Here is a 20,071-nt window from a genome sequence, read left to right as displayed (position 1 = left end):
CAAATTATTTGCTTTTAGCGCGCGCCTGCCCTACATCAGACTAACGCAACGACTTAGCTTTAAGGAGCTTATATATGCCCGCGCCCGGCAAATCCATAGAGACGAGGTCAAACCCCATCCGTTTTCACGCGGTGACGCTTGCCACCTTCTTCGGCGCCTCGGCGGCGCCGACGCCGCTTTACCGGATCTACCAGGAGAACTTTGCCGTCTCTCCCGTGCTGATCACGGTCATCTTCGCGGTCTATGCCTTCGCGCTGCTGCTTGCGCTATTGATCGCCGGCTCGATCTCCGACCATCTCGGCCGCAAGCCGGTGATCTTTTCGGCGCTGGTGCTCGAGATCATCGCCATGGCGCTGTTTGCCGCCGCCAGCGGGCCTGCGTGGCTGATCGCGGCGCGGATCATGCAGGGCTTGGCGACGGGCATCGCCGGCGCTTCGATCGGCGCCGCGCTCGTCGATGTCGATAAGGCCAAGGGGCAGCTGGTGAATTCGATCGCGCCGCTATCCGGCATGGCGATCGGCGCTTTCGGAACCAGCGCGCTATCCAGTATGGGCCGTTTCCGCTGCATCTCGTCTACGCGATCCTGCTCGTCGCCTTCGTCATCCAGGCCGGCGCGATCTGGGCAACCAGCGAGACGGCATCCACCCGCCCAGGTGTCTGGGCTTCGCTGAAGCCGCGCGTCGCCATCCCGCCGCAGGTGCGGCGGCCGCTGACGCTGGTCACGCCGATCAACATCGCCAACTGGACACTTGGAGGCTTCTATCTCTCGCTCGTGCCGTCTCTGGTGGTGAGCACGACCGGCAGCCACGCGCCGCTGACGGGCGGATCGGTGGTGACGGCGCTGATGGTCTCGGGGGCGGTCGCCGTCTATCTGAGGCGCACCAAATCGGCCAACGGCAACCTCGCCTTCGGCACGATGGCAACCACGCTCGGCGTGCTGACTGTCGTTGCGGGCGTGCACCTTGCCAGCGTGCCGCTGCTGCTTGTCGGCACCGTGCTGACCGGCGTCGGCTTCGGCACGAATTTTCTGGGCGCGATGGGCACGATCATGCCGCTCGCCAAGCCGGACGAGCGCGCCGAACTCTTGTCGGCCTTCTATATCCAGAGCTATCTCGCCTTCAGCCTGCCGGCCATTCTCGCCGGTTTCCTGGCAAAGTCGCTCGGCTACCAGCTGACCACGGATATCTACGCGACGGCGATCATTCTGGTCACCTGGATCGGCTTTCTCGGCCTGCGGGCGGATCGCGCGAAGGCGGAGCGGATCGCCGCCTGAACCGCAAAAGCGGGCAACAAAAAAGGCCGGGCGAACCCGGCCTTTCGTTCGTCCCGGCGAACCGGAGACAATATATTCGAAAACTTAAGCAGCCTGCAGACGGTCTGCGGACATCTTGCCCGAACGCTTGTCGGCAACGAGCTCGTAAGACAGCTTCTGGCCGTCCTTGAGTTCGCGCATGCCGGCGCGCTCAACAGCAGAGATGTGAACGAAAACGTCGGCAGAACCGTCGTCCGGCTGAATGAAGCCGTAGCCCTTGGTTGCGTTGAACCACTTAACAGTACCTGTGCTCATGACGATATCCTTTTATAAATCGTACATAGATGGTGCACACCGAACAAAGCCAGCATGCGATGGAAACCGATTTTGGAGGAAGTTCGCGAGCAACAGCACGAGCGGCCGTAACAAAGTTCATCTAGCAAGATCGATGCGAGGCTTTTACGTGGTAATTGTGTCTCTGGCAAGGCAACTTTAGCGACCAGAGATGCCCGGATCGATGAATTCATCGATGAATTCTGGGGGCGACCGGGCAGGCTGAAAAGCCAGCCCGATCATACGCATGGAAAGGCCGGTCAGGCCGCAGCCTTCGCGCCTGCATAGGGGTCGAATCGGCCGTAGAAAGTCTCGCCCTTCGCCGCCATGTCCTTGAGCAGCGCGGTCGGCGCGAAGTGGGATCCGTAAGAGGCGGCTAACCTCTCGCAGAGCGCCACGAAATTTTTCACGCCCATGCCGTCGATGTAGGAGAGCACGCCGCCGGTATAGGGCGCAAAACCGAAGCCGAGGATGGAGCCGACATCGGCCTCGCGCGGATCGGTGACGATGCCTTCTTCAATCGTGCGCGCGGCCTCGAGCGCGATGGTGACGAGGAAGCGCTGTTTCAGCCCCTCGACATCGATCTCGTCGGCCTTCTTCTGCGGATAGAAGGTCTTCAGTTCCGGCCAGAGCGACTTCTTGGCCGGCTTGGCCGGATAGTCGTAGAAGCCCTTGCCGTTCTTGCGGCCGCGGCGATCGAGTTCGTCGACCATCTTGTTGATCAGCGCCAGGTGCCTCGGATCGACGGCTGCCTCGCCGAGATCGGCAACGGTTGCCTTCAGGATCTTCTGGCTGAGATCGATTGCCACCTCGTCGTTGAGCGACAGCGGACCTACCGGCATGCCGGCCATCTTGGCGGCGTTTTCGATCATCGCCGGCGGCACGCCTTCGATCAGCATGTCATAGGCTTCGTGGATGTAGCGGAAGACGCAGCGGTTGACGAAGAAGCCGCGCGTGTCGTTGACCACGATTGGCGTCTTCTTGATCGCGGCGACGTAATCGAGTGCTACGGCCAGCGCCTTGTCGCCGGTTTCCTTTCCGAGGATGACTTCGGTCAGCATCATCTTTTCAACCGGCGAGAAGAAATGCACACCGATGAAATCGACCGGCCGCTTCGAGTTTTTCGCGAGGCCAGAGATTGGCAGCGTCGAGGTGTTGGAGGCGAAGATCGCGCCTTCGGGCAGCACCGCCTCGACAGCCTCGATCACGGCCTTCTTGACGTCGCGATCCTCGAACACCGCCTCGATAACGAGATTGACGTCGGCGAGATCGGCATAATCCGCCGACGGCGTGATGCGCGCGAGAAGGGCTGCGCCCTCATCCTGCGTCAGGCGACCCTTACCGACCGAGTCCTTAACCAGGCCCTCGGAGACCGACTTGCCCTTGGTCGCGGCTTCCATGTCGCGGTCGATAAGGGTGACGGGAATGCCGGCGGCGGCGGTCACGTAGGCGATCGACGCCCCCATGAAACCGGCGCCGACGACACCCACCTTCTTCAGCTCCGTTTTTGCGATGCCGGCGGGGCGGCGGGCCCCTTTGCCGAGCTCCTGCATGGAGATGAAGAGGGAACGGATCATCGAGAATGCTTCGGTGGTCTGCAGCACCTGCGTGAAATAGCGCTGCTCGATCTTCAGCGCCGTATCGAAGGGAACCTGCAGGCCCTCGTAGACGGATTTCAGGATAGCGAGCGCGCCGGGATAGTTGCCCGCGGTTTCGCGGCGCAGGATCGCGGGTGCAGCCGGCCAGAGCTGGGCTGCCGCCGGCGTCCAGATGCCGCCGCCGGGGGCCTTGAAGCCTTTTTCGTCCCAGGGGGCGATCGGCTTCAGGCCGTCCTTGATCATCTGCTTGGCGGCGGGGATCAGCTGATCCGGCTCGACCACCTTATGGATCAGGTTCATCGCCTTGGCGCGCGAAGCCGTCAGCGACTGGCCCGTCGTCATCATCTGCAGGGCCGACTGGGCATCCGCCAGGCGCGCGACACGCTGCGTGCCGCCGGCACCCGGGAAGATGCCGACCTTGACCTCGGGAAGCGCGATCTTGACCGACTTGGCATTGGAGGCGACGCGGCCGTGGCAGGCGAGCGACATCTCCAGCGCGCCGCCCATGCAGGTGCCGTTGATCGCCGAGACCCAGGGCTTGCCGGATGTTTCCAGCTTGCGGAACAGACCGGTCATGCGGCCGACGAGATCGAAGAGCTTTTGCGCGGCGGTCGACGGATCCTTGACCTTCTCCTCGTTGTAGAAGGTGAACATCGCCTTGATCATCGAGAGGTCGGCGCCGCCGGAGAAGCTCGACTTGCCCGAGGTGATGACCACGCCCTTGACGGCGCTATCGGCGACCGTCTGGTCGATGATCGCATTCAGTTCGTCCATCACCTCGGAGGTGAAGACGTTCATCGACTTGCCGGGCATGTCCCAGGTGACGAGGGCAATGCCATCGGCGTCGGTCTCGACGGTGAAATTGGTGTAGGTGGTCATGATGGGATTCCTCTTCCCGTGGAATTCTCTGTTGTGCGCGGGTTAGCCCCTCCCCCTTGTGGGGAGGGGTTGGGGAGGGGAATTTGCCGCAAAGACCCCTCCCGCCTGCCGGCCACCCTCCCCACAAGGGGGGAGGGTTGAACCCGATCACACCCTCTCGATCACAGTCGCAGTACCCATGCCGGCGCCGATGCAGAGCGTCACCAGCGCGGTGTTGAGATCGCGGCGTTCCAGCTCGTCCAGCACTGTGCCGAGGATCATCGCGCCGGTGGCGCCGAGCGGGTGGCCCATGGCAATCGCGCCGCCGTTGACGTTGATCTTGTCGTGGCCGATGTCGAAGGCCTGCATGTAGCGCAGCACGACGGCGGCGAAGGCTTCGTTGAGCTCGAAAAGATCGATATCGGCGAGCGTCATGCCCGAACGCTTCAAGAGCTTTTCGGTGACGTCGACCGGGCCGGTCAGCATCAGCGCCGGGTCGGAGCCGATATTGGCGAAGGCCTTGATGCGGCCGCGCGGCTTCAGCCCCATGCTCTCTCCACCCGCCTGGGAGCCGAGCAGCACGGCGGCGGCGCCGTCGACGATGCCCGACGAGTTGCCGGCGTGGTGGACGTAGTTGATCCGCTCGATCTCCGGATGTGCCTGGATACCGACAGCTTCGAAGCCGCCCATCTCGCCCGGCATCTGGAAGGACGGGTTGAGCGATGCCAGCGCCTGCATGTCGGTGCCGGGGCGCATGTGCTCGTCGCGGTCGAGGATCACGAGGCCGTTCTGGTCCTTCACAGGGATGACGGAGTTCTTGAAGTAGCCTTTCTCCCAGGAATTGGCAGCGCGCTTCTGGCTTTCGACGGCATAGGCGTCGACGTCATCGCGGCTGAAGCCGTACTTGGTGGCGATGAGATCGGCCGAGACGCCCTGCGGCATGAAATAAGCAGGGAAGTTGACAGACGGGTCCATGAACCATGCGCCGCCGGACATGCCGAGACCGACGCGCGACATGCTCTCGACGCCACCGGCAATCACGATGTCATCGGCGCCCTGGGCGATCTTGGCGGCAGCGAAATTCACTGCGTCGAGGCCGGACGCGCAGAAACGGGAGATCTGCATGCCCGGCGCCTTGATGGAATAGCCCGCCTCGAAGGCCGCGCCACGCGGGATGACGGCGCCGGCTTCCATGACGGGATCGACGCAGCCCATGATGATGTCATCGACCGTTTCGGTGTTCAGCCCGTTGCGGTCGCGCAGCGCTTCCAGCGTTTTCGCCGCAAGGCGCACCGACGGCACCTCGTGCAGCGAGCCATCCTTCTTGCCGCGGCCGCGCGGCGTGCGGACGTGATCGTAAATGAAAACTTCGGTCATCCTGTCTCGTCTCCCTGGCGGCTGTTGGCCGCGAACCTCAAAACGCCTCGGCGCTCAATGCCATCATCGTTTCCGCGCCGGTCTCGATGCGCGCCTTGCGCAGCGTCGTTTCCGGCATGATCCGCTCCATGAAGAAGCGGGCCGTGATCAGCTTGTTGCGCAGGAAAGCCTCGCGATCGGTTTCTCCCGCGGCCAGTCCGTCATTGGCGGCCTTGGCCATCTTCGCCCACATATAGCCGAGAATGACGAGGCCGAAGAGATGCATGTAGTCGGTCGAGCCGGCGCCGGCATTGTCGGGCTTTGCCATCGCATGCTGCATGAACCACATGGTCGACGCCTGCACGTCGTTCAAGCCCTTCTTCAGGTTCTTGGTGAAGAAGGACATCTGCTCGTCGCTGCGGTTTTCCTCGCAGAAATCGCCGATCTCCTTGAACAGCGCCATGACCGCGCGGCCGCCATTCTGGCCGAGCTTGCGGCCGACGAGATCGAGCGCCTGGATGCCGTTGGCGCCTTCATAGATCATGGCGATACGGGCATCGCGGACATACTGGCTCATGCCCTGCTCTTCGATATAGCCGTGGCCGCCGAAGACCTGCTGGGCCATGACGGCATGGTCGAAGCCCTTGTCGGTCATCACACCCTTCAGGATCGGGGTGACGAGACCGAGAATATCGTCGGCCGTCTGGCGTTCCTTCTCGTCGGTGGCGCGGTGGGCGATGTCGGATTTCAGCGCGGTCCAGAGCAGGAAGGCGCGGCCGGCTTCGTTGAACGAGCGGATGGTCATCAGCGCGCGGCGAACATCGGGATGGACGATAATCGGATCGGCCTTCTTGTCCGGCGCTTTCGCGCCAGAGAGCGCCCGGCCCTGGATGCGCTCGCGGGCATATTCGGCGGCGTTCTGATAGGCGATCTCGGCGATCGCCAGCCCCTGCAGGCCGACGCTGAGGCGCGCTTCGTTCATCATCACGAACATGGCGGCCAAGCCCTTGTTCTCGGCGCCGATCAGGAAGCCGGTCGCCTCGTCGTAGTTCATCACGCAGGTGGCGTTACCGTGGATGCCCATCTTGTGCTCCAGCGCGCCGCAGGACACGCCGTTGCGTTCTCCAGCCGTACCATCGGCACCGACCATGAACTTCGGCACGATGAAGAGCGAGATGCCCTTGGTGCCCTCGGGCGCGCCTTCGATGCGGGCGAGAACGAGGTGGACGATGTTGCCGGACATGTCGTGTTCGCCGGCGGAGATGAAGATTTTCTGGCCTGATATCTTGTAGCTGCCATCGGCTTGCGGAACGGCCTTGGTGCGCAACAGGCCGAGATCGGTGCCGCAATGCGGCTCGGTCAGGTTCATGGTGCCGGACCATTCGCCGGAGACCATCTTCGGCAGATAGGTCTTCTTCTGCTCGTCGGATCCGTGAACGATGATGGCAGCGATGGCGCCCTGGGTTAGACCCGGATACATCATCAGCGACATGTTGGCGGCCGAGGTGTATTCGCCGACGGCGGCGTGCAGCGTGTAGGGCAGCCCCTGGCCGCCGAACTCCTCCGGCACGGCAAGCCCCGTCCAGCCGCCCTCGCAATAGGCGTCATAGGCCTGTTTGAAGCCCTGCGGCGTCGAAACCGAGCCGTCTTCCTTGCGCGTGCAGCCTTCCTGGTCGCCGGAGTAATTCAGCGGGAAAAGCACTTCCTCGGCGACCTTGGCGGATTCACCGAGAATCGCCTCGATCATATCAGGCGTGGCGTCGGCGAAGCCCGGCAGGTTGTTGTGGCGCTCCAGACCCAGCACATCGTTCAGCACGAAAAGCGTGTCGTTTACCGGGGCCTTGTAGACTGGCATCGTTCGAATTCCTCCAATTCGTCAGCCGGGCGGACCGGCCTGTGCATGTGTCTTACAAAATATTGACGTTTGCGTAAACGTCAAATTTTATTGCATCGCAAATTTGTGAGCCGAGAGGGCCGCGTACGAGACCTGTGCGCCACGGGAACCGCCGCAGGAACACACTGTAAGGGTGCTATCTTTCGCACACAGCTGTGTGTACATGTCTAAAATCTGATCCAAACGGATGCCGTATGACCTCCACAGCCGCTTTCTTCCGCTCCAGCCTGATCATGCTTGCCGTGGGTGTCCTCATCCTGCTCGGCATCGTCGGCTCGTCGCTCTGGCTTGTCCAGGCGAACCGCGAATATTCCGACGAGACGGCCTCGCTGCGCCGCGTGCGCAGTTCCATCGTCGGTGTGCTCACCACCGTGCAGGACGCGGAGACGGGCCAGCGCGGATACCTGCTGGCGAACGACATCGTTTACCTCGCGCCGTACACGTCCGCGCTGGAGAGCCTGCCGAAGCGCCGCCAAGCGCTGGTCGACAACGTCAAGGCGCTGCCGAGCTACGCGATGCAGCTCGATGCGCTGAACGCGGCGATCGACGGAAAGATGAACGAACTCGCCAAGACGGTCGCGCTGACGCGCGAAGGCAAGACGGCGGAAGCGGTGGCGATCGTTCGCGACGATGCCGGGCTTGTCTACATGGACAAGATCCGCGCGATCATCGGCGACTTCCTCGACCAGACCGACAACCGCCTGAGGGTTCTGGTGGAAAAGCAGCTTTCAGCGGCCAGCACGCTGCAACTGGTAACGATCGGTGGCGCGCTGGCGATCCTCGTCGTGCTCGGCGGAGCCATCCTGATCATCGTGCAACACGTGCGCGACCTTTCGCTCGCCACCAAGGAGGTCGAGGTCCTCAATGTCGGGCTTGAGGCGCGCGTCAACGAGCGCACCGAAGACCTGATGCGCGCCAACCAGGAAATCCAGCGCTTCGCCTATATCGTCACCCACGACCTGAGGGCACCGCTGGTCAACATCATGGGCTTCCTGAGCGAGCTCGATACCGCGATGAAGTCGGTCTCGACCTATGTGCTCGCCGACAACAAGACGCTAAGCGAGCAGGATATCCAGGATGCGCGGCTGGCGGTCGAGGAAGACTTGCCGGAAGCGCTCGGCTTCATCCGCTCGTCGACCCGCAAGATGGATGCGCTGATCAACGCGATCCTGAAGATCTCGCGTGACGGACGCCGCAAGCTGCAGCCTGAACGGATCGACCTGAAGGCGATGATCGATACGGTTGCCGCCAACGTTCACCACCAGCTGGTGGAGACGGGCGGGACGACCGAGACCCGCGTTCGCATCGGCAACATCGTCAACGACCGCTTCTCGCTCGACCAGATCTTCGGCAACCTGTTCGACAATGCGGTGAAGTATCAAATGCCGGGACGGCCGCTTAAAATCGATGTCGACGCCTATCCCGATGGGCCCGGGCGTGTCAGGATCGATGTGAAAGACAATGGCCGCGGCATCGCCAGCAACGATCTCGAACGGGTTTTCGAGCTGTTTCGCCGGGCCGGCGAACAGGATCAGCGCGGCGAAGGTATCGGCCTTGCGCATGTGCGTTCGTTAATCCGAAATTTGGGCGGAGACATTACGGTCCAATCCGAACTGGGACAGGGCAGTACGTTCATTCTGACGCTACCCGCGGACCTCACGAAAATCGTACGGAGTATGGAACTATGAAAGCGACCGGTCAGGAAGTCACGATCGTGATGATCGAGGATGACGAGGGCCATGCCCGCCTCATCGAAAAGAACGTGCGCCGCGCCGGCGTCAACAACGAGATCGTGCCCTTCACGCTCGGCAAGGGCGCGCTCGACTATATCCTCGGACCGGATCGCGACGGGTTGGTCAGCAAGGATCGCTATCTGCTGATCCTGCTCGATCTCAACCTGCCTGACATGTCCGGCCTCGACATTCTTGAGAAGATCAAGACCAACGAACACACGCGCCGCATGCCAGTCGTCGTGCTGACCACGACCGACGACGAGCGCGAGATCCAGAAGTGCTACGATCTGGGCGCCAACGTCTATATTACCAAGCCGGTGGACTATGACGGCTTCTCTACCGCGATCCGCAATCTCGGCCTGTTCTTCTCCGTCATCCAAGTCCCCTAACGAGTAGCCAAAATCTGTGCGCATCCTTTATGTCGATGATGATCCGGCCCTAGCCCGCCTCGCAACGCGGGTGCTTGCGCGCAGTGATTTCACGGTCGTTCATGCTCCGTCCATCGAAATCGGGCTTGAGCTTTTCGCGGCCGAGACCTTCGAGGCCGTCGTTCTCGACCACTATTTCGAGAACCAGACGGGCCTGAACTTCCTCGAGGCTATCGCCGAGATCGGCAAGCCGACGCCGGTGCTCTACGTCACCGGATCGAGCGACGCCGATGTCGCCATCCGGGCGCTGAAGGGCGGAGCGGCGGATTACGTCGTGAAGACAGCGACGGACGATTTCTTCCCGTTGCTGATCAGCGCCCTCAATCAGGCGATGGAAAACTCGCGACTGCGCAGCGAAAAGGAAGAGGCCGACCGGCAGCTCGTTGTCGCCAAGGAACGCGCCGAGCTGCTGCTGGCGGAAATGAACCACCGGATCGCCAACAGCCTGTCGCTGGTTTCGGCGATGATCCGCATGCAGATGCAGATCGCCGGCAGCGAAGAGACGAAGACAGCGCTCAACGAGACGCAGAACCGCATCACGGCAATCGCCGGCGTGCATCGCAGCCTCTACACCTCGGAGATCATCGGTGAGGTCGAGCTCGACGTCTATCTCGGACCGCTGCTGGCCGAACTGCATGGCAGCAGCACGATCGCCCGCGGCATCACGCTGAAATCGCAGCTGTGTCGGATCTCGACCACGGCCGACAAGGCCGTCGCGCTGGGTGTCATCCTGATCGAGCTCGTCACCAACGCAACGAAATACGCCTATACGGCTGGCACCGGCGAAGTGCGCGTCGTGCTTGATGCCACCGACGATGGCTTCGCGGTGCTTTCGGTCGAGGACGACGGGATCGGCTATGACCGCACTGTCGGCCCGAAGGGAACCGGCCTCGGGACACGGTTGATCAACGCCATGGGCACCACGCTGGGCGCCGAGATAAGCTACGGGCGTGACGGCAAGGCTGATGGCACCTATGTCGCCGTGCGCTGGCAGCAATAAGACATCCCACTCCTGAAACAGCTTGCGGCCGGCCGTCGATGGGACGCGCTGCAGGTATCGTTTGCTTCCTGCCGAAGACGCGCTAAACTTCGTTGGCTAACCGACGAAAAAGCTTAGGAGGAGCGATTTCATGAGACGGATGTGGCCCGAAGAGTTCAACTTCGTTCTGGACAACGCAGAAGAAGTAACACTCGATCTTCCCGCGATAGAACATGAGGACGGCTCGCGCAGCGAGGCAATCAGCCGGCAGGCGTTGAAAGTCCGCATTCCGATGGAGGATTACGAGCGCATCTGGCCGCTGGCGGAAGCGCGCTATCGGCTCGACGGCAGAAACCTCGGCAAGGCGGTGACGCTGATCACCACCAATCCGCACTACCACGCCTGGCACCCCGCCGATGGCGGCTCGGTCGACAACGTCACCGAAGGCGGACGCCATTTCACCACCAAATATGTCGTCGTGCACTTCCTGCTCGACGATGTGAGGGAGACGGCGGCGGCCTGAGCCGCCACCCTTTCCTCGCCCGCGGTGATCAGGCCGCGTCCAGCGCCTGGGTCAGATCGGCAATGAGATCGTCTGGATGCTCAATGCCGATCGACAGGCGAATGGTGGAATCCAGAACGCCGATCCTTTGACGCACATCGGCCGGAACGCCGGAGTGCGTCATCGTCGCCGGATGGCTGGCGAGCGATTCCGTACCGCCCAAGCTGACGGCGAGCTTGAAGATTTGCAGCGCGTTGAGGAACTTGAACGAGGCCGGCTGGCCGCCTTCGATATCGAAGGAGAAGGTCGATCCGGCGCCGGTGCACTGCGCGGCGAAGGTGCGGCCGAGCGGCGATGACGGCTCGTGATACGGAAGATAGTGGATCTTCTTCACCTTCGGATGCGCGCGCAGGAAGTCGGCCACCGCGAGCGCGTTGTTGTTGGCGCGCTCCATGCGGATCTGCAGCGTTTCCAGCGAGCGGCCGAGCATCCAGCAGGAATGCGGATCGAGCTGCGTGCCGATCGCGCCTCTCAGCGCCTTGACCTGCTTCATCACTGCCTTGCTGCCCAACGCCGCGCCGGCGATCAGGTCGGAATGCCCGCCCACATATTTGGTCAGCGAATAGAGCGAGATATCGGCGCCATGCTCGATCGGGCGCTGGAAGACGGGACCGAGCAGCGTGTTGTCGCAGGCGACGATCGGCGTGTGGCCCTGCTTTCTACCGATCTCATCGGCAATCCGGCGCATCATCGCGACGTCGACGAGGCTGTTGGTCGGGTTCGCCGGCGTTTCCACGAGGATCATCGACACACGGCCCTTGGCCATCGCCTGTTCGGCGGCGGCGCGCACCGAGTTCTCGTCGACACCATCGGCAAAGCCGACGGCTGCGACGCCGAGATTGAGGAAGGTCTTGGCGAGCAGGGTTTCCGTACCGCCATAAAGCGGCTGTGAATGCAGCACCGCATCACCGGGACGCACGAAGGCGAGCAGCGTCGTGGCGATGGCCGACATGCCCGACGAGAACAGCGCGCAGCTTTCCGTGCGCTCGTAGACGGCAAGGCGATCCTCGACGATCTCGCTGTTGGGATGATTGAAGCGCGAATAGACGAGGCCGGCGCCCTGCCCTGCCGGCGGCTCACGACGGCCGGAGACATAGTCGAAGAAATCGCGGCCATCCTCGGCGGACTTGAACACGAAAGTCGAGGTCAGGAAGACCGGCGGCTTGACCGCGCCCTCGGACAGTTCGGGATCGTAGCCATAGTTCAGCATCTGCGTTTCGGGATGCAGGGCGTGATTGCCGATATGGGTCTTGGAGGGATGCGGCGCGGTCATGGTCGTCTCCTGCTTCAACGATGGATTGATGACGGCAAATTATATCGAAATGCGCTTGGTGTTATTGCTATTTGGAGCGCGGCTGCGATGTTGGAAGCAACATCATGCGAGAGCGGAGAAGATTTCGTGCAGAAAGTTGCGGATGAGATGGATCGGCGGATTCTCAAAGAGTTGGCCGGCGACGCGCGGCTTGCCAACAACGAACTCGCAGAACGCGTCGGCCTCTCCGCTTCCGCCTGTCTGCGTCGCCTGCGGCGGCTGGAAGAGGCCGAGATCATCCAGGGATACACCGCGCTGATCGATCCCGCCGTCAACGGCTGGACGATGACGGCGCTCGCCTCGATCCGCCTCAGCCGGCAGCACGAGGACGAGATCCAGATGTTCGAGAATGCCGTGCGGGAGTGGGACGAGGTGCTGGAATGTCATCTCGTCACTGGATCGCGCGATTACGTGCTGAAGGTGATGAGCTCCGGGCTCGACGATTACGAGCGCTTCATCAAGGAGAAGATCGCGCGGCTGAAATGCGTCGACACGATCGAGACGAGCTTCGTGATGAACACAATCAAGGCGCGCCGGATCTGACGTTTCGCGTCTTCCTGCCGGCCTACATAGACCTCGCGGCAGCGGCGCTATCCGCCTGCGCCCACTTGTACATTAGAAGACCGATTTCGGCACGAAATCCGTCTCGACAGCCACAAAAGTTAAAAAATCGCCACACCGGTTAACGGGTTGTTTACCACGTTCCGTGAAAGGTGACGTTTGAGCATTGGTGTCCTGCATTCCTTCTTTCAAGTCTCGCGTTTTATGGGATGCGCGCCACACGTACAGCTTGAGGAAAGCCTAATTGACTATCCTCTCATGGACGATGCTCTCTGATCCGCATTCGTTGCGGCTCTGACGGACAAGCCAATGATCGGCCCTGACGAGGGTGCGAACAGATAAGCGAGCAAGAAGATGAACGGATCGCGATCACATTCTCCCCGGCCTTCCGACAGGGCGTCGCTTGACGCGCTGAACCGCACGATCGAGGGATTGGAAGCACGGATCGAAGGCCTGATCGGCAGCGGAGTGCGCGAGCAGCGCAATCGCCAGCCGGCGCCCGAGCGCGAACCCGCCCCCGCCACTTACACGCCGCGCGCGCCCTACGCCGCCGACGAGCCGCGTCCCGATCCGCTCGCCGAGATTCGCCAGCGCCAGCGCATGCTCGACGCCAGCCGCGAGCGCGCCGCCCGCGAGACCACCCCTTACGCACCCCGCGAGCAGGCGACGGCCTACGCGGCGCAGCCGGCTCCCGCACACACGCCAGCGCCGCAGCCGCGCGCGGCCGTTCAGCAGCCACAGGCACCCGTCGCCAATCCGCGTGGGGCAGAAGACACGATGACGGAAATCGCCCAGGCGCTCGTCAGCCTGCGCCAGGACCTCAAGCGCGATATCTCCGAGGGCGTTGCCCGCGAAATGGACGCGCTGCGCGGCGAACTGCGCGAGATCAAGGCAACCGCCGCCGATCGTCCCTTCGCCGAAGACATTCATGCCGACATGAGCCGGCTTGCCGACAGCATCAACCATCTGGCCGCCCGTTCCGAGACCTCGGAGGCCCATGGCCTGCGCGGCGAATTCGAAGATCTGCGCTCACTGATGGACGGGTTGGCGCGCGAGGATTCGCTGCGCCACATGGACCAGCGCTGGGACGGCTTCGAAAACCAGCTGCACGCGCTCGACACATCCGGCCTGCAGGAAGAGCTGGTGGCGCTTGCCTACCGCCTCGACGACATCAAGCGCCATATCGGCGGCATGGGCGAAAGCCCGGCCGTCAAGGCGCTCGAAGACAAGCTCATTTCCATCGCAACGGCGATGGAGCAGTTCGGCAGCATGATCCAGCCGCATGACCGGGCGATGTCCGAGCAGTTCGCGTCGATGGACAGCCGTCTCGATGAGATCAGCCGCGCGATCGCCGCGACCGGCCGCGCCGCGACATCCAGCGATCCGGCTGCCATGCACCGCCTCGAGGGACGGCTGAGCGGCCTTGCCGACCAGATCGAGTTGATGGGCCAGAGCGTTGCAAGCCGCGCCAACCCGGCCGATGGGCTTGCCGAACGGCTCGAAGCGCTGACGGCTCGCGTCGAGGAAGTCGCCAATGCCGAGGCCACGTCGCGCCTCGACGAGCGGCTCGAACATCTGGCCTTCCTGCTCGAAAAGAGCCAGCGGGCCGCACCGCAGCCCGAACTGACCGGCGCGCTCGCCGATATCTCGCGCAAGATCGACGCGCTTGAGAACGGCGCCGTCAACGACGCCCTGGCGCAGCGCCTCGATTATCTCGCCCGCCGCATCGACGAGATGGAATTCCAGCCGCAGCAGGCAATCCAGACCCCCGTCGACGACGCAGCCTTCCTGCGCATCGAGGACCGGCTGAGCGATATCGCCGCCCGTCTCGACGAGAGCTCGGCGGCACCGGCGACCGACGCGAATGCGCTGCGCAATCTGGAAGACCAGATCGCCAATCTTTCCGCGCTGATGAGCGAGCCGCGTCCGAGCACCGAGATCGCCATCGATTTCGACCGCCGCATGGGCGCGATCGAAGATTACATGGCGACCAGCGACGAATATATCGTCGAAGCGGCCCGCCAGGCCGCCGAGGCGGTTGTCGAGGCCTATTCGCGCAACGGCGCCCTGCAGGGTGGTGGCGCCGGCGTCGACATGTCCGCACTCAATGCGCTTGCTGCCGATCTCCGCCATCTCGAGGATCTGAGCCGCAGCGGCGAGGAACGCACGCACAAGACCTTCCAGGCGCTGCACGAGACGCTGGTGCATATCGCCGACCGGCTCGACGACATGGAAAGCCGCACGGCCCGGCCGCCGGCACGGATGCCGGCCGCCGACGTCGATTTCAACGTCGATCCTTACGCGATGGCTGAGGCTGGCGCCGAGGAAGCCGAGAAGCCCGCCGTGTTCGGCACACGTGTCCCGGAAGCGGTACGCAAGGCCGAGCCCGCGCCTGAGCCGGCCGCACCGGCGATCGCCGCATCCGACACCAGCGCCATTGCCATCGAGGCCGCCAGCAAGCCTACCGCGGCCGCGGCAAAGGGAAGCCTGCTCGTCAGCCTCGGCAAGCGCCTGCTGCCGTCGAAGAAGGCCAAGACCGGCGAACGCGCCGTCATCGACCCGTCGCCGTCGATCGATCCTGTTGACGTCATGCCGCCGGAAGCCGCCAACGAGCCGCTGGAGCCGGGCTCCGGTGCGCCTGACGTCAAGAAGATCCTGGAGCGCGTGCGCGCCAGCCAGAACGCGGCCCGCACCAACCCGAAGCCGGCAAGCGATACGGATCGCGCCGACTACATCGCGGCTGCCCGCCGCGCCGCCCAGGCAGCAGCGCTTGAAGTCGATCCCAGCGGCAAGGCTGGATCGGTGAAGGGCGAGAAGAAGGCGAAGATCAAGGACCCGGCCAAGGACTCAGGCAAGGGCAGCGCATTCTCGCGCTTCCGCCGTCCGATCCTTCTTGCCGTCGGCGCCGTGCTTCTGGCGATCATGGCCTTCCCGCTCGCCCGTACGCTGACCTCGGGCGCGCCCGCGCCGACCGCCGAAGTGGCAACGATCACCGACGGGCAGAACGCAACGCTGCCCGCCGATAGCGAAACCGCGCCCGAAACGTCCGCACCCGTCGCGGCAGCGCCTGAGGCACCCGCTGTCTCGACGCCGGCACCGCCCGTGACGGCCAATGTCGCACCAGCGTCAACGGAGCCGGCAGCGCCTGAGCGGCTGACCGAAGCCGCGCCGCTTGGCGGCAATGGCGCGCTTGCACCTTCGGGCGCACCGCAGGATACGTCCGCCTTCACCGCCAACAACGCGGCACCATCGGCGGCCGAAACCGCACCAGCCGCAGCGGCACCCGAGATCGCCGTTCCCGACACGATCCAGCCGAAGTCGCTTGCGGATGCCGCGAAATCCGGCGATGCGCTGGCGCTGTTTGAAATCGGCGCGCGCTACAGCGATGGCCGTGCCGGCGTGACAGCCGACCCGAACCAGGCGCTGAACTGGTACCAGATGGCGGCCGACAAGGGCTTTGCGCCGGCGCAGTACCGCCTCGGCAGCATGTATGAGAAGGGCACCGGCGTTGCCCGCGACGCGAACAAGGCCAAGCAGTTCTACGAAGAGGCCGCCAACCAGGGCAACGCGAACGCGATGCACAATCTCGCCGTGCTTTACGCCTCCGGCGCGCTTGGACAGCAGGATTATTCGGCCGCCGCCAACTGGTTCACCAAGGCCGCCAACCTCGGCATCACCGACAGCCAGTTCAACCTGGCGATCCTGTGCGCCCGTGGCAACGGCGTGCCGCAGGATCTGACGGAATCCTACAAGTGGTTCGCGATCGCGGCCAAGGGCGGCGACAAGGACGCTTCGCAGAAGCGTGACGAAGTCGCCAATGCCATGAAGCCGGATCAGCTGGAGAAGGCCCGCGCCAAGGCGGACCTCTGGAAGGCCGAGCCGCTCGACAACAAGTCGAACGGCATCGAGGTTCCGGATGAATGGGCCGGCACCGCCACCAAGACCTCGAGCGTCGACATGAAGCGGGCGATCCGCAACATCCAGGCGATCCTGAACAATAACGGCTTCGACGCCGGCCAGCCGGATGGCGAACTGGGCACCAAGACGGTTGCCGCGATCAAGAGCTTCCAGAAGTCGATCGGCCAGGAGCCGAGCGGCAAGATCAACGACGCGACGGTCAAGGCGCTGCTGGAACGCAACAAGGCGCCGTCGACCAAGGCTTGATCAAGCAATGGCTCAAACAAAAATCCCCGCAAACCGGTGTTTGCGGGGATTTTTGTTTGATGAAGGCGGTGCTTGCCAGCGCCCTCGTCTGAAGCGTGCTCAGTCCGGCATGATCAGCGAGCGGTGGGCGGCAACGCCGGCCATGACGCCCGCTGCGGATGCCATGGTCGCATTGGCCATCGCAACAGCAGCATCGCCTGCGGCGTAGACGCCCTTCACCGTGGTCTGCTGAAAGCCGTCGACGCGGATAAAGGGGCCGGTGGGGCCGGTCTCCAGCGCGCAGCCGAGCTGTTCGGCAAGTGGGCTCGTCAGATGCGTCTTCGGCGCGACGAACAGGCCACCGAGTGGTAGAACACGGCCGTCCTTGAGGCGGACGGCTTCCAGGTCGGTCCCCTCTCCCAGCAATTCGACGACCGGGCTGCGAACAATCACGACGCCGCGCGCATCGAGCAAGGCCGCCTGCTCGGGATCGGGCTCCCATTGGCCTTGCGTAAAATAGGTGGTCGGCCCCCAATCCGGGATCATCTGCGCCTGATGCACCGACATCGGATTGCCGGCGAGTACGCCGAGCGGCCGGTCGGCGACTTCGTAGCCGTGGCAATAGGGGCAATGGATCACCGTCTTGCCCCAACGCTGCTGCAGCCCCTCGATGTCAGGCAGTTCGTCGCGGACACCGGTGGCGAGCACGATGCGGGTGGCGCGCTGCGTGGTGCCGTCGGCAAGCGTGAGGGCGAAGATATCGCCTTCCCTGCCGATCTCGGTTGCTTCGCCCTCCAGCTGCGTCACCGTCTTGTAGAGGCCGAGCTGGCGGGATGCCTCGGCGATGATCGCCGCCGGCGCCTTGCCGTCCTGGCCGAGGAAGCCGTGAGAGGCTTCCGCGAAACGGTTGCGCGGCTTGCGCCCATCGATCACCAGCACCTTTCGACGCGCGCGGGCAAGCTGCATGGCAGCGGACTGGCCGGCGAAGCTGCCGCCGACAACGATCACATCGTAGGTCATGACGTTCTCCTATCTTTCGCATCTTCATATGTTACATGAAAGCTTGCCGTCAAGACACGTAACCTATCTTGTTACAGATCGGCACTGGCGCTAGATTGATCGCAACAGGAGTAAGCGAATGAGACGCGACAGCCGCCTTTCGCGCATGCTGCACGTGCTGATCCATATGGACCGGCACTACAAGCGCGCGACATCGGAAACCATTTCGAAAATGCTCGGCACCAATGCCGTGGTCGTCAGGCGCACCATGGCGGGGTTGCGCGACTTTGGCTACGTCCGCTCCGAACAAGGGCATGGCGGCGGCTGGGAATTGGCGCGCGGTCTCGACCAGATCACGCTCCTCGACATCTACGAGGCGATCGGCAAGCCGCCGCTGTTTGCCATCGGCCCTTCGGTCGATCAGCCGGAGTGCCTGGTGGAACAGGCCGTCGATGCCAAGCTCGGCGATGCGCTGAAGGAGGCAGAGGCGCTTCTGCTGGAACGCTTCCGCACTGTCACCATCGCCGACATCGCCGCCGATTTCGACCGGCGCATGCCCGAAGGACAGTGCAACATCCACGGTAACATTCACGCGGAACAATCGGCATCCAGCTGAATTTACGCGAAAGGCGCGGATCTTTTGCCGAAGCTGGCCGACAGCACTTGATCCATTGCCGACCGATCCTTTAAGCCTTGGCGACGCCGGGGAGAGGCTTAGCGCAGCGCAGGGATAATTGCATCATGGAAATATTCACATCCGCCGGCTTGCTGGCGCTTCTGCAGGTCATTGTCATCGACCTGGTTCTGGCCGGCGACAATGCCGTCGTTATCGGGCTCGCGGCAGCAGGCCTTGCGCCCGATCAGCGCAAGAAGGCCATTCTGGTTGGTATTCTGGCCGCCACCGTGCTGCGCATCGCGCTTGCCAGCGTCACCGTGCAATTGCTCGAGATCATTGGCCTGCTGCTGGCAGGTGGCATCCTGCTGCTCTGGGTCTGCTGGAAGATGTGGCGGGAAATCCGCGCCAACAATGCCCAGGACGGCGAAGGCGAGCATGCCGAGGGCGCGCAGGCGCCGCGCAAGACCTTCTTCCAGGCGGCGACGCAGATCGTCATCGCCGACGTCTCGATGTCGCTCGACAACGTGCTTGCCGTGGCGGGTGCCGCCCGCGAGCATCCGACCGTGCTTGTCATCGGCCTGATCCTTTCGATCGCGATGATGGGTATCGCCGCGAACTTCATCGCGCGCCTGCTCAACCGCTATCACTGGATCGCCTATATCGGCCTGGCGATCATCGTCTATGTCGCCCTGCACATGATCTATCGCGGCGGCCTGGAAGTCTGGCCGCATGTCGCGGCTGCAACTGGCGGCTGACCTCGAACGGACGGCCCGTCAGGGGCCGTTGACCAGCTTCAGGATGAGCGCCTGCACATTGCCGCCGTCGCTCATCTCCACCCGGTCGAAATCGCGGCCGCGCTGGCGCTGCCTGCCGGATATCTCACCGAGCCTTTCTGTGAGATTGGCGCGGATCTTGCGGCAGTCGGGATCATCCGGCGCGGAAAAGCCAAGGCTCAGTGTCTCGATCTCATGCACCATGTCGATGATCGTGTCGCCATGCACGCGCTCATGCTTGCGGATCGCCTCGATGAAGCTGTTCCAGCTGGCTTGCACCGATGGCGAGAGCTTGGCGGACGGTTTGGGCAGCGTGTAGATGATCGTCAGCTTCGGCTTGGCGACCGTCAGCTTGCAGGCACTATCCGGCTGCCGCTCGTATTTGCGCGTCCATGTCAGCTTGAACGTGGTGTGGGCGATCACCCTGGACTGGCCGCCGACCTCGGGGCCGCGCTCGCCGATAGAGCCATAAAGTTCAGCCCCGGTCGTGCCTGATATGGCGTAGTTGCGCACCTCCTCGGTCGGCTTCCACTGCGCGAGCGCCGCAACCGGCACCGATGCGATCAGCGCACCCAGCGTCAACATTCGAATGGCTGATCCCACATCGTTCCCCGTGCTTTGTTCCGCGCGGCCAATCTAGGGAGCCGCCACCTGGCGTTCAATCGCACTGCTGG

15 protein-coding genes and 1 pseudogene are annotated in these 20,071 nt (G+C 63.2%); 9 read left to right on the top strand and 7 right to left on the bottom strand.

Translation table 11 applies throughout. The features are described from left to right. Nucleotides 1-74: 74 nt before the first annotated feature. A pseudogene (locus tag ACIQUB_RS08125) lies at nt 75-1,273 on the top strand (MFS transporter). A gap of 84 nt (nt 1,274-1,357) precedes the next feature. Here ACIQUB_RS08125 and ACIQUB_RS08120 read toward each other — a convergent pair. From ACIQUB_RS08120 to ACIQUB_RS08105, 4 genes are all read right to left on the bottom strand, one after another. After that, nucleotides 1,358-1,567, bottom strand: a complete 210-nt coding sequence (locus ACIQUB_RS08120; RefSeq protein WP_018898356.1) for a cold-shock protein — start codon at nt 1,565-1,567, stop codon at nt 1,358-1,360. A 278-nt stretch (nt 1,568-1,845) separates the two neighbouring features. Continuing rightward, nucleotides 1,846-4,062, bottom strand: coding sequence for an FAD-dependent oxidoreductase (locus tag ACIQUB_RS08115; RefSeq protein ID WP_402929168.1), 2,217 nt, complete (start codon nt 4,060-4,062; stop codon nt 1,846-1,848). Nucleotides 4,063-4,209: 147 nt separating this feature from the next. Continuing rightward, nucleotides 4,210-5,418 (bottom strand): acetyl-CoA C-acetyltransferase, encoded by a 1,209-nt coding sequence (locus ACIQUB_RS08110; protein ID WP_113239563.1) that lies wholly within the window; start codon nt 5,416-5,418, stop codon nt 4,210-4,212. Between the two features lie 37 nt (nt 5,419-5,455). Beyond that, on the bottom strand, nt 5,456-7,252 hold the full coding sequence (locus ACIQUB_RS08105; protein WP_113239564.1) for an acyl-CoA dehydrogenase C-terminal domain-containing protein: 1,797 nt from the start codon (nt 7,250-7,252) through the stop codon (nt 5,456-5,458). A gap of 233 nt (nt 7,253-7,485) precedes the next feature. Between ACIQUB_RS08105 and ACIQUB_RS08100 the strand changes: the two genes are divergently transcribed. The 4 genes from ACIQUB_RS08100 (at nt 7,486) to ACIQUB_RS08085 (ending at nt 10,954) form a co-directional block, all read left to right on the top strand. Next, nucleotides 7,486-8,979 (top strand): CHASE3 domain-containing protein, encoded by a 1,494-nt coding sequence (locus ACIQUB_RS08100; RefSeq protein WP_113239565.1) that lies wholly within the window; start codon nt 7,486-7,488, stop codon nt 8,977-8,979. Further along, nucleotides 8,976-9,413, top strand: a complete 438-nt coding sequence (locus ACIQUB_RS08095; protein WP_047507275.1) for a response regulator — start codon at nt 8,976-8,978, stop codon at nt 9,411-9,413. The genes ACIQUB_RS08100 and ACIQUB_RS08095 overlap by 4 nt, the downstream gene beginning before the upstream one ends. Before the next feature lie 16 nt (nt 9,414-9,429). After that, nucleotides 9,430-10,452: a histidine kinase dimerization/phosphoacceptor domain -containing protein gene (locus ACIQUB_RS08090; RefSeq protein ID WP_113239566.1), complete on the top strand. Its 1,023-nt coding sequence runs from the start codon at nt 9,430-9,432 to the stop codon at nt 10,450-10,452. 130 nt (nt 10,453-10,582) lie between these two features. Next, nucleotides 10,583-10,954, top strand: a complete 372-nt coding sequence (locus ACIQUB_RS08085) for a hypothetical protein (RefSeq protein ID WP_081619891.1) — start codon at nt 10,583-10,585, stop codon at nt 10,952-10,954. 28 nt (nt 10,955-10,982) lie between these two features. Here ACIQUB_RS08085 and ACIQUB_RS08080 read toward each other — a convergent pair whose 3' ends face one another. Next, nucleotides 10,983-12,266 (bottom strand): cystathionine gamma-synthase family protein, encoded by a 1,284-nt coding sequence (locus ACIQUB_RS08080; RefSeq protein ID WP_112979817.1) that lies wholly within the window; start codon nt 12,264-12,266, stop codon nt 10,983-10,985. A 147-nt stretch (nt 12,267-12,413) separates the two neighbouring features. Here ACIQUB_RS08080 and ACIQUB_RS08075 point away from each other — a divergent pair, with 147 nt between their 5' ends. Both ACIQUB_RS08075 and ACIQUB_RS08070 read left to right on the top strand, forming a co-directional pair. Then, the gene (locus ACIQUB_RS08075) at nt 12,414-12,848 is read left to right on the top strand and encodes an Lrp/AsnC family transcriptional regulator (protein WP_018898347.1); all 435 of its coding nucleotides are present in this window, start codon (nt 12,414-12,416) and stop codon (nt 12,846-12,848) included. A gap of 372 nt (nt 12,849-13,220) precedes the next feature. Further along, on the top strand, nt 13,221-17,030 hold the full coding sequence (locus ACIQUB_RS08070; protein WP_402929163.1) for a peptidoglycan-binding protein: 3,810 nt from the start codon (nt 13,221-13,223) through the stop codon (nt 17,028-17,030). A 99-nt stretch (nt 17,031-17,129) separates the two neighbouring features. Here the strand turns inward: ACIQUB_RS08070 and ACIQUB_RS08065 are convergent, their stop codons facing one another. Further along, on the bottom strand, nt 17,130-18,029 hold the full coding sequence (locus ACIQUB_RS08065; RefSeq protein WP_113239569.1) for an NAD(P)/FAD-dependent oxidoreductase: 900 nt from the start codon (nt 18,027-18,029) through the stop codon (nt 17,130-17,132). A gap of 118 nt (nt 18,030-18,147) precedes the next feature. Between ACIQUB_RS08065 and ACIQUB_RS08060 the strand changes: the two genes are divergently transcribed. Both ACIQUB_RS08060 and ACIQUB_RS08055 read left to right on the top strand, forming a co-directional pair. Further along, the gene (locus ACIQUB_RS08060) at nt 18,148-18,624 is read left to right on the top strand and encodes an Rrf2 family transcriptional regulator (protein ID WP_113239570.1); all 477 of its coding nucleotides are present in this window, start codon (nt 18,148-18,150) and stop codon (nt 18,622-18,624) included. 125 nt (nt 18,625-18,749) lie between these two features. Then, nucleotides 18,750-19,379, top strand: a complete 630-nt coding sequence (locus ACIQUB_RS08055) for a TerC family protein (protein WP_113239571.1) — start codon at nt 18,750-18,752, stop codon at nt 19,377-19,379. Nucleotides 19,380-19,397: 18 nt separating this feature from the next. On the opposite strand, the gene ACIQUB_RS08050 is transcribed toward ACIQUB_RS08055, so the two are convergent. Then, entirely contained in the window at nt 19,398-19,982 is a 585-nt protein-coding gene (locus ACIQUB_RS08050; RefSeq protein ID WP_113239572.1) for a DUF922 domain-containing protein, read from the bottom strand. Between the last annotated feature and the right edge of the window lie 89 nt (nt 19,983-20,071).

This window comes from Rhizobium sp. NPDC090275 (genome assembly GCF_044772225.1).
Lineage (GTDB): Bacteria > Pseudomonadota > Alphaproteobacteria > Rhizobiales > Rhizobiaceae > Rhizobium.
Note: the sequence above shows the minus strand (reverse complement) of the source record. Positions and strands in the feature narration are given on the sequence as shown.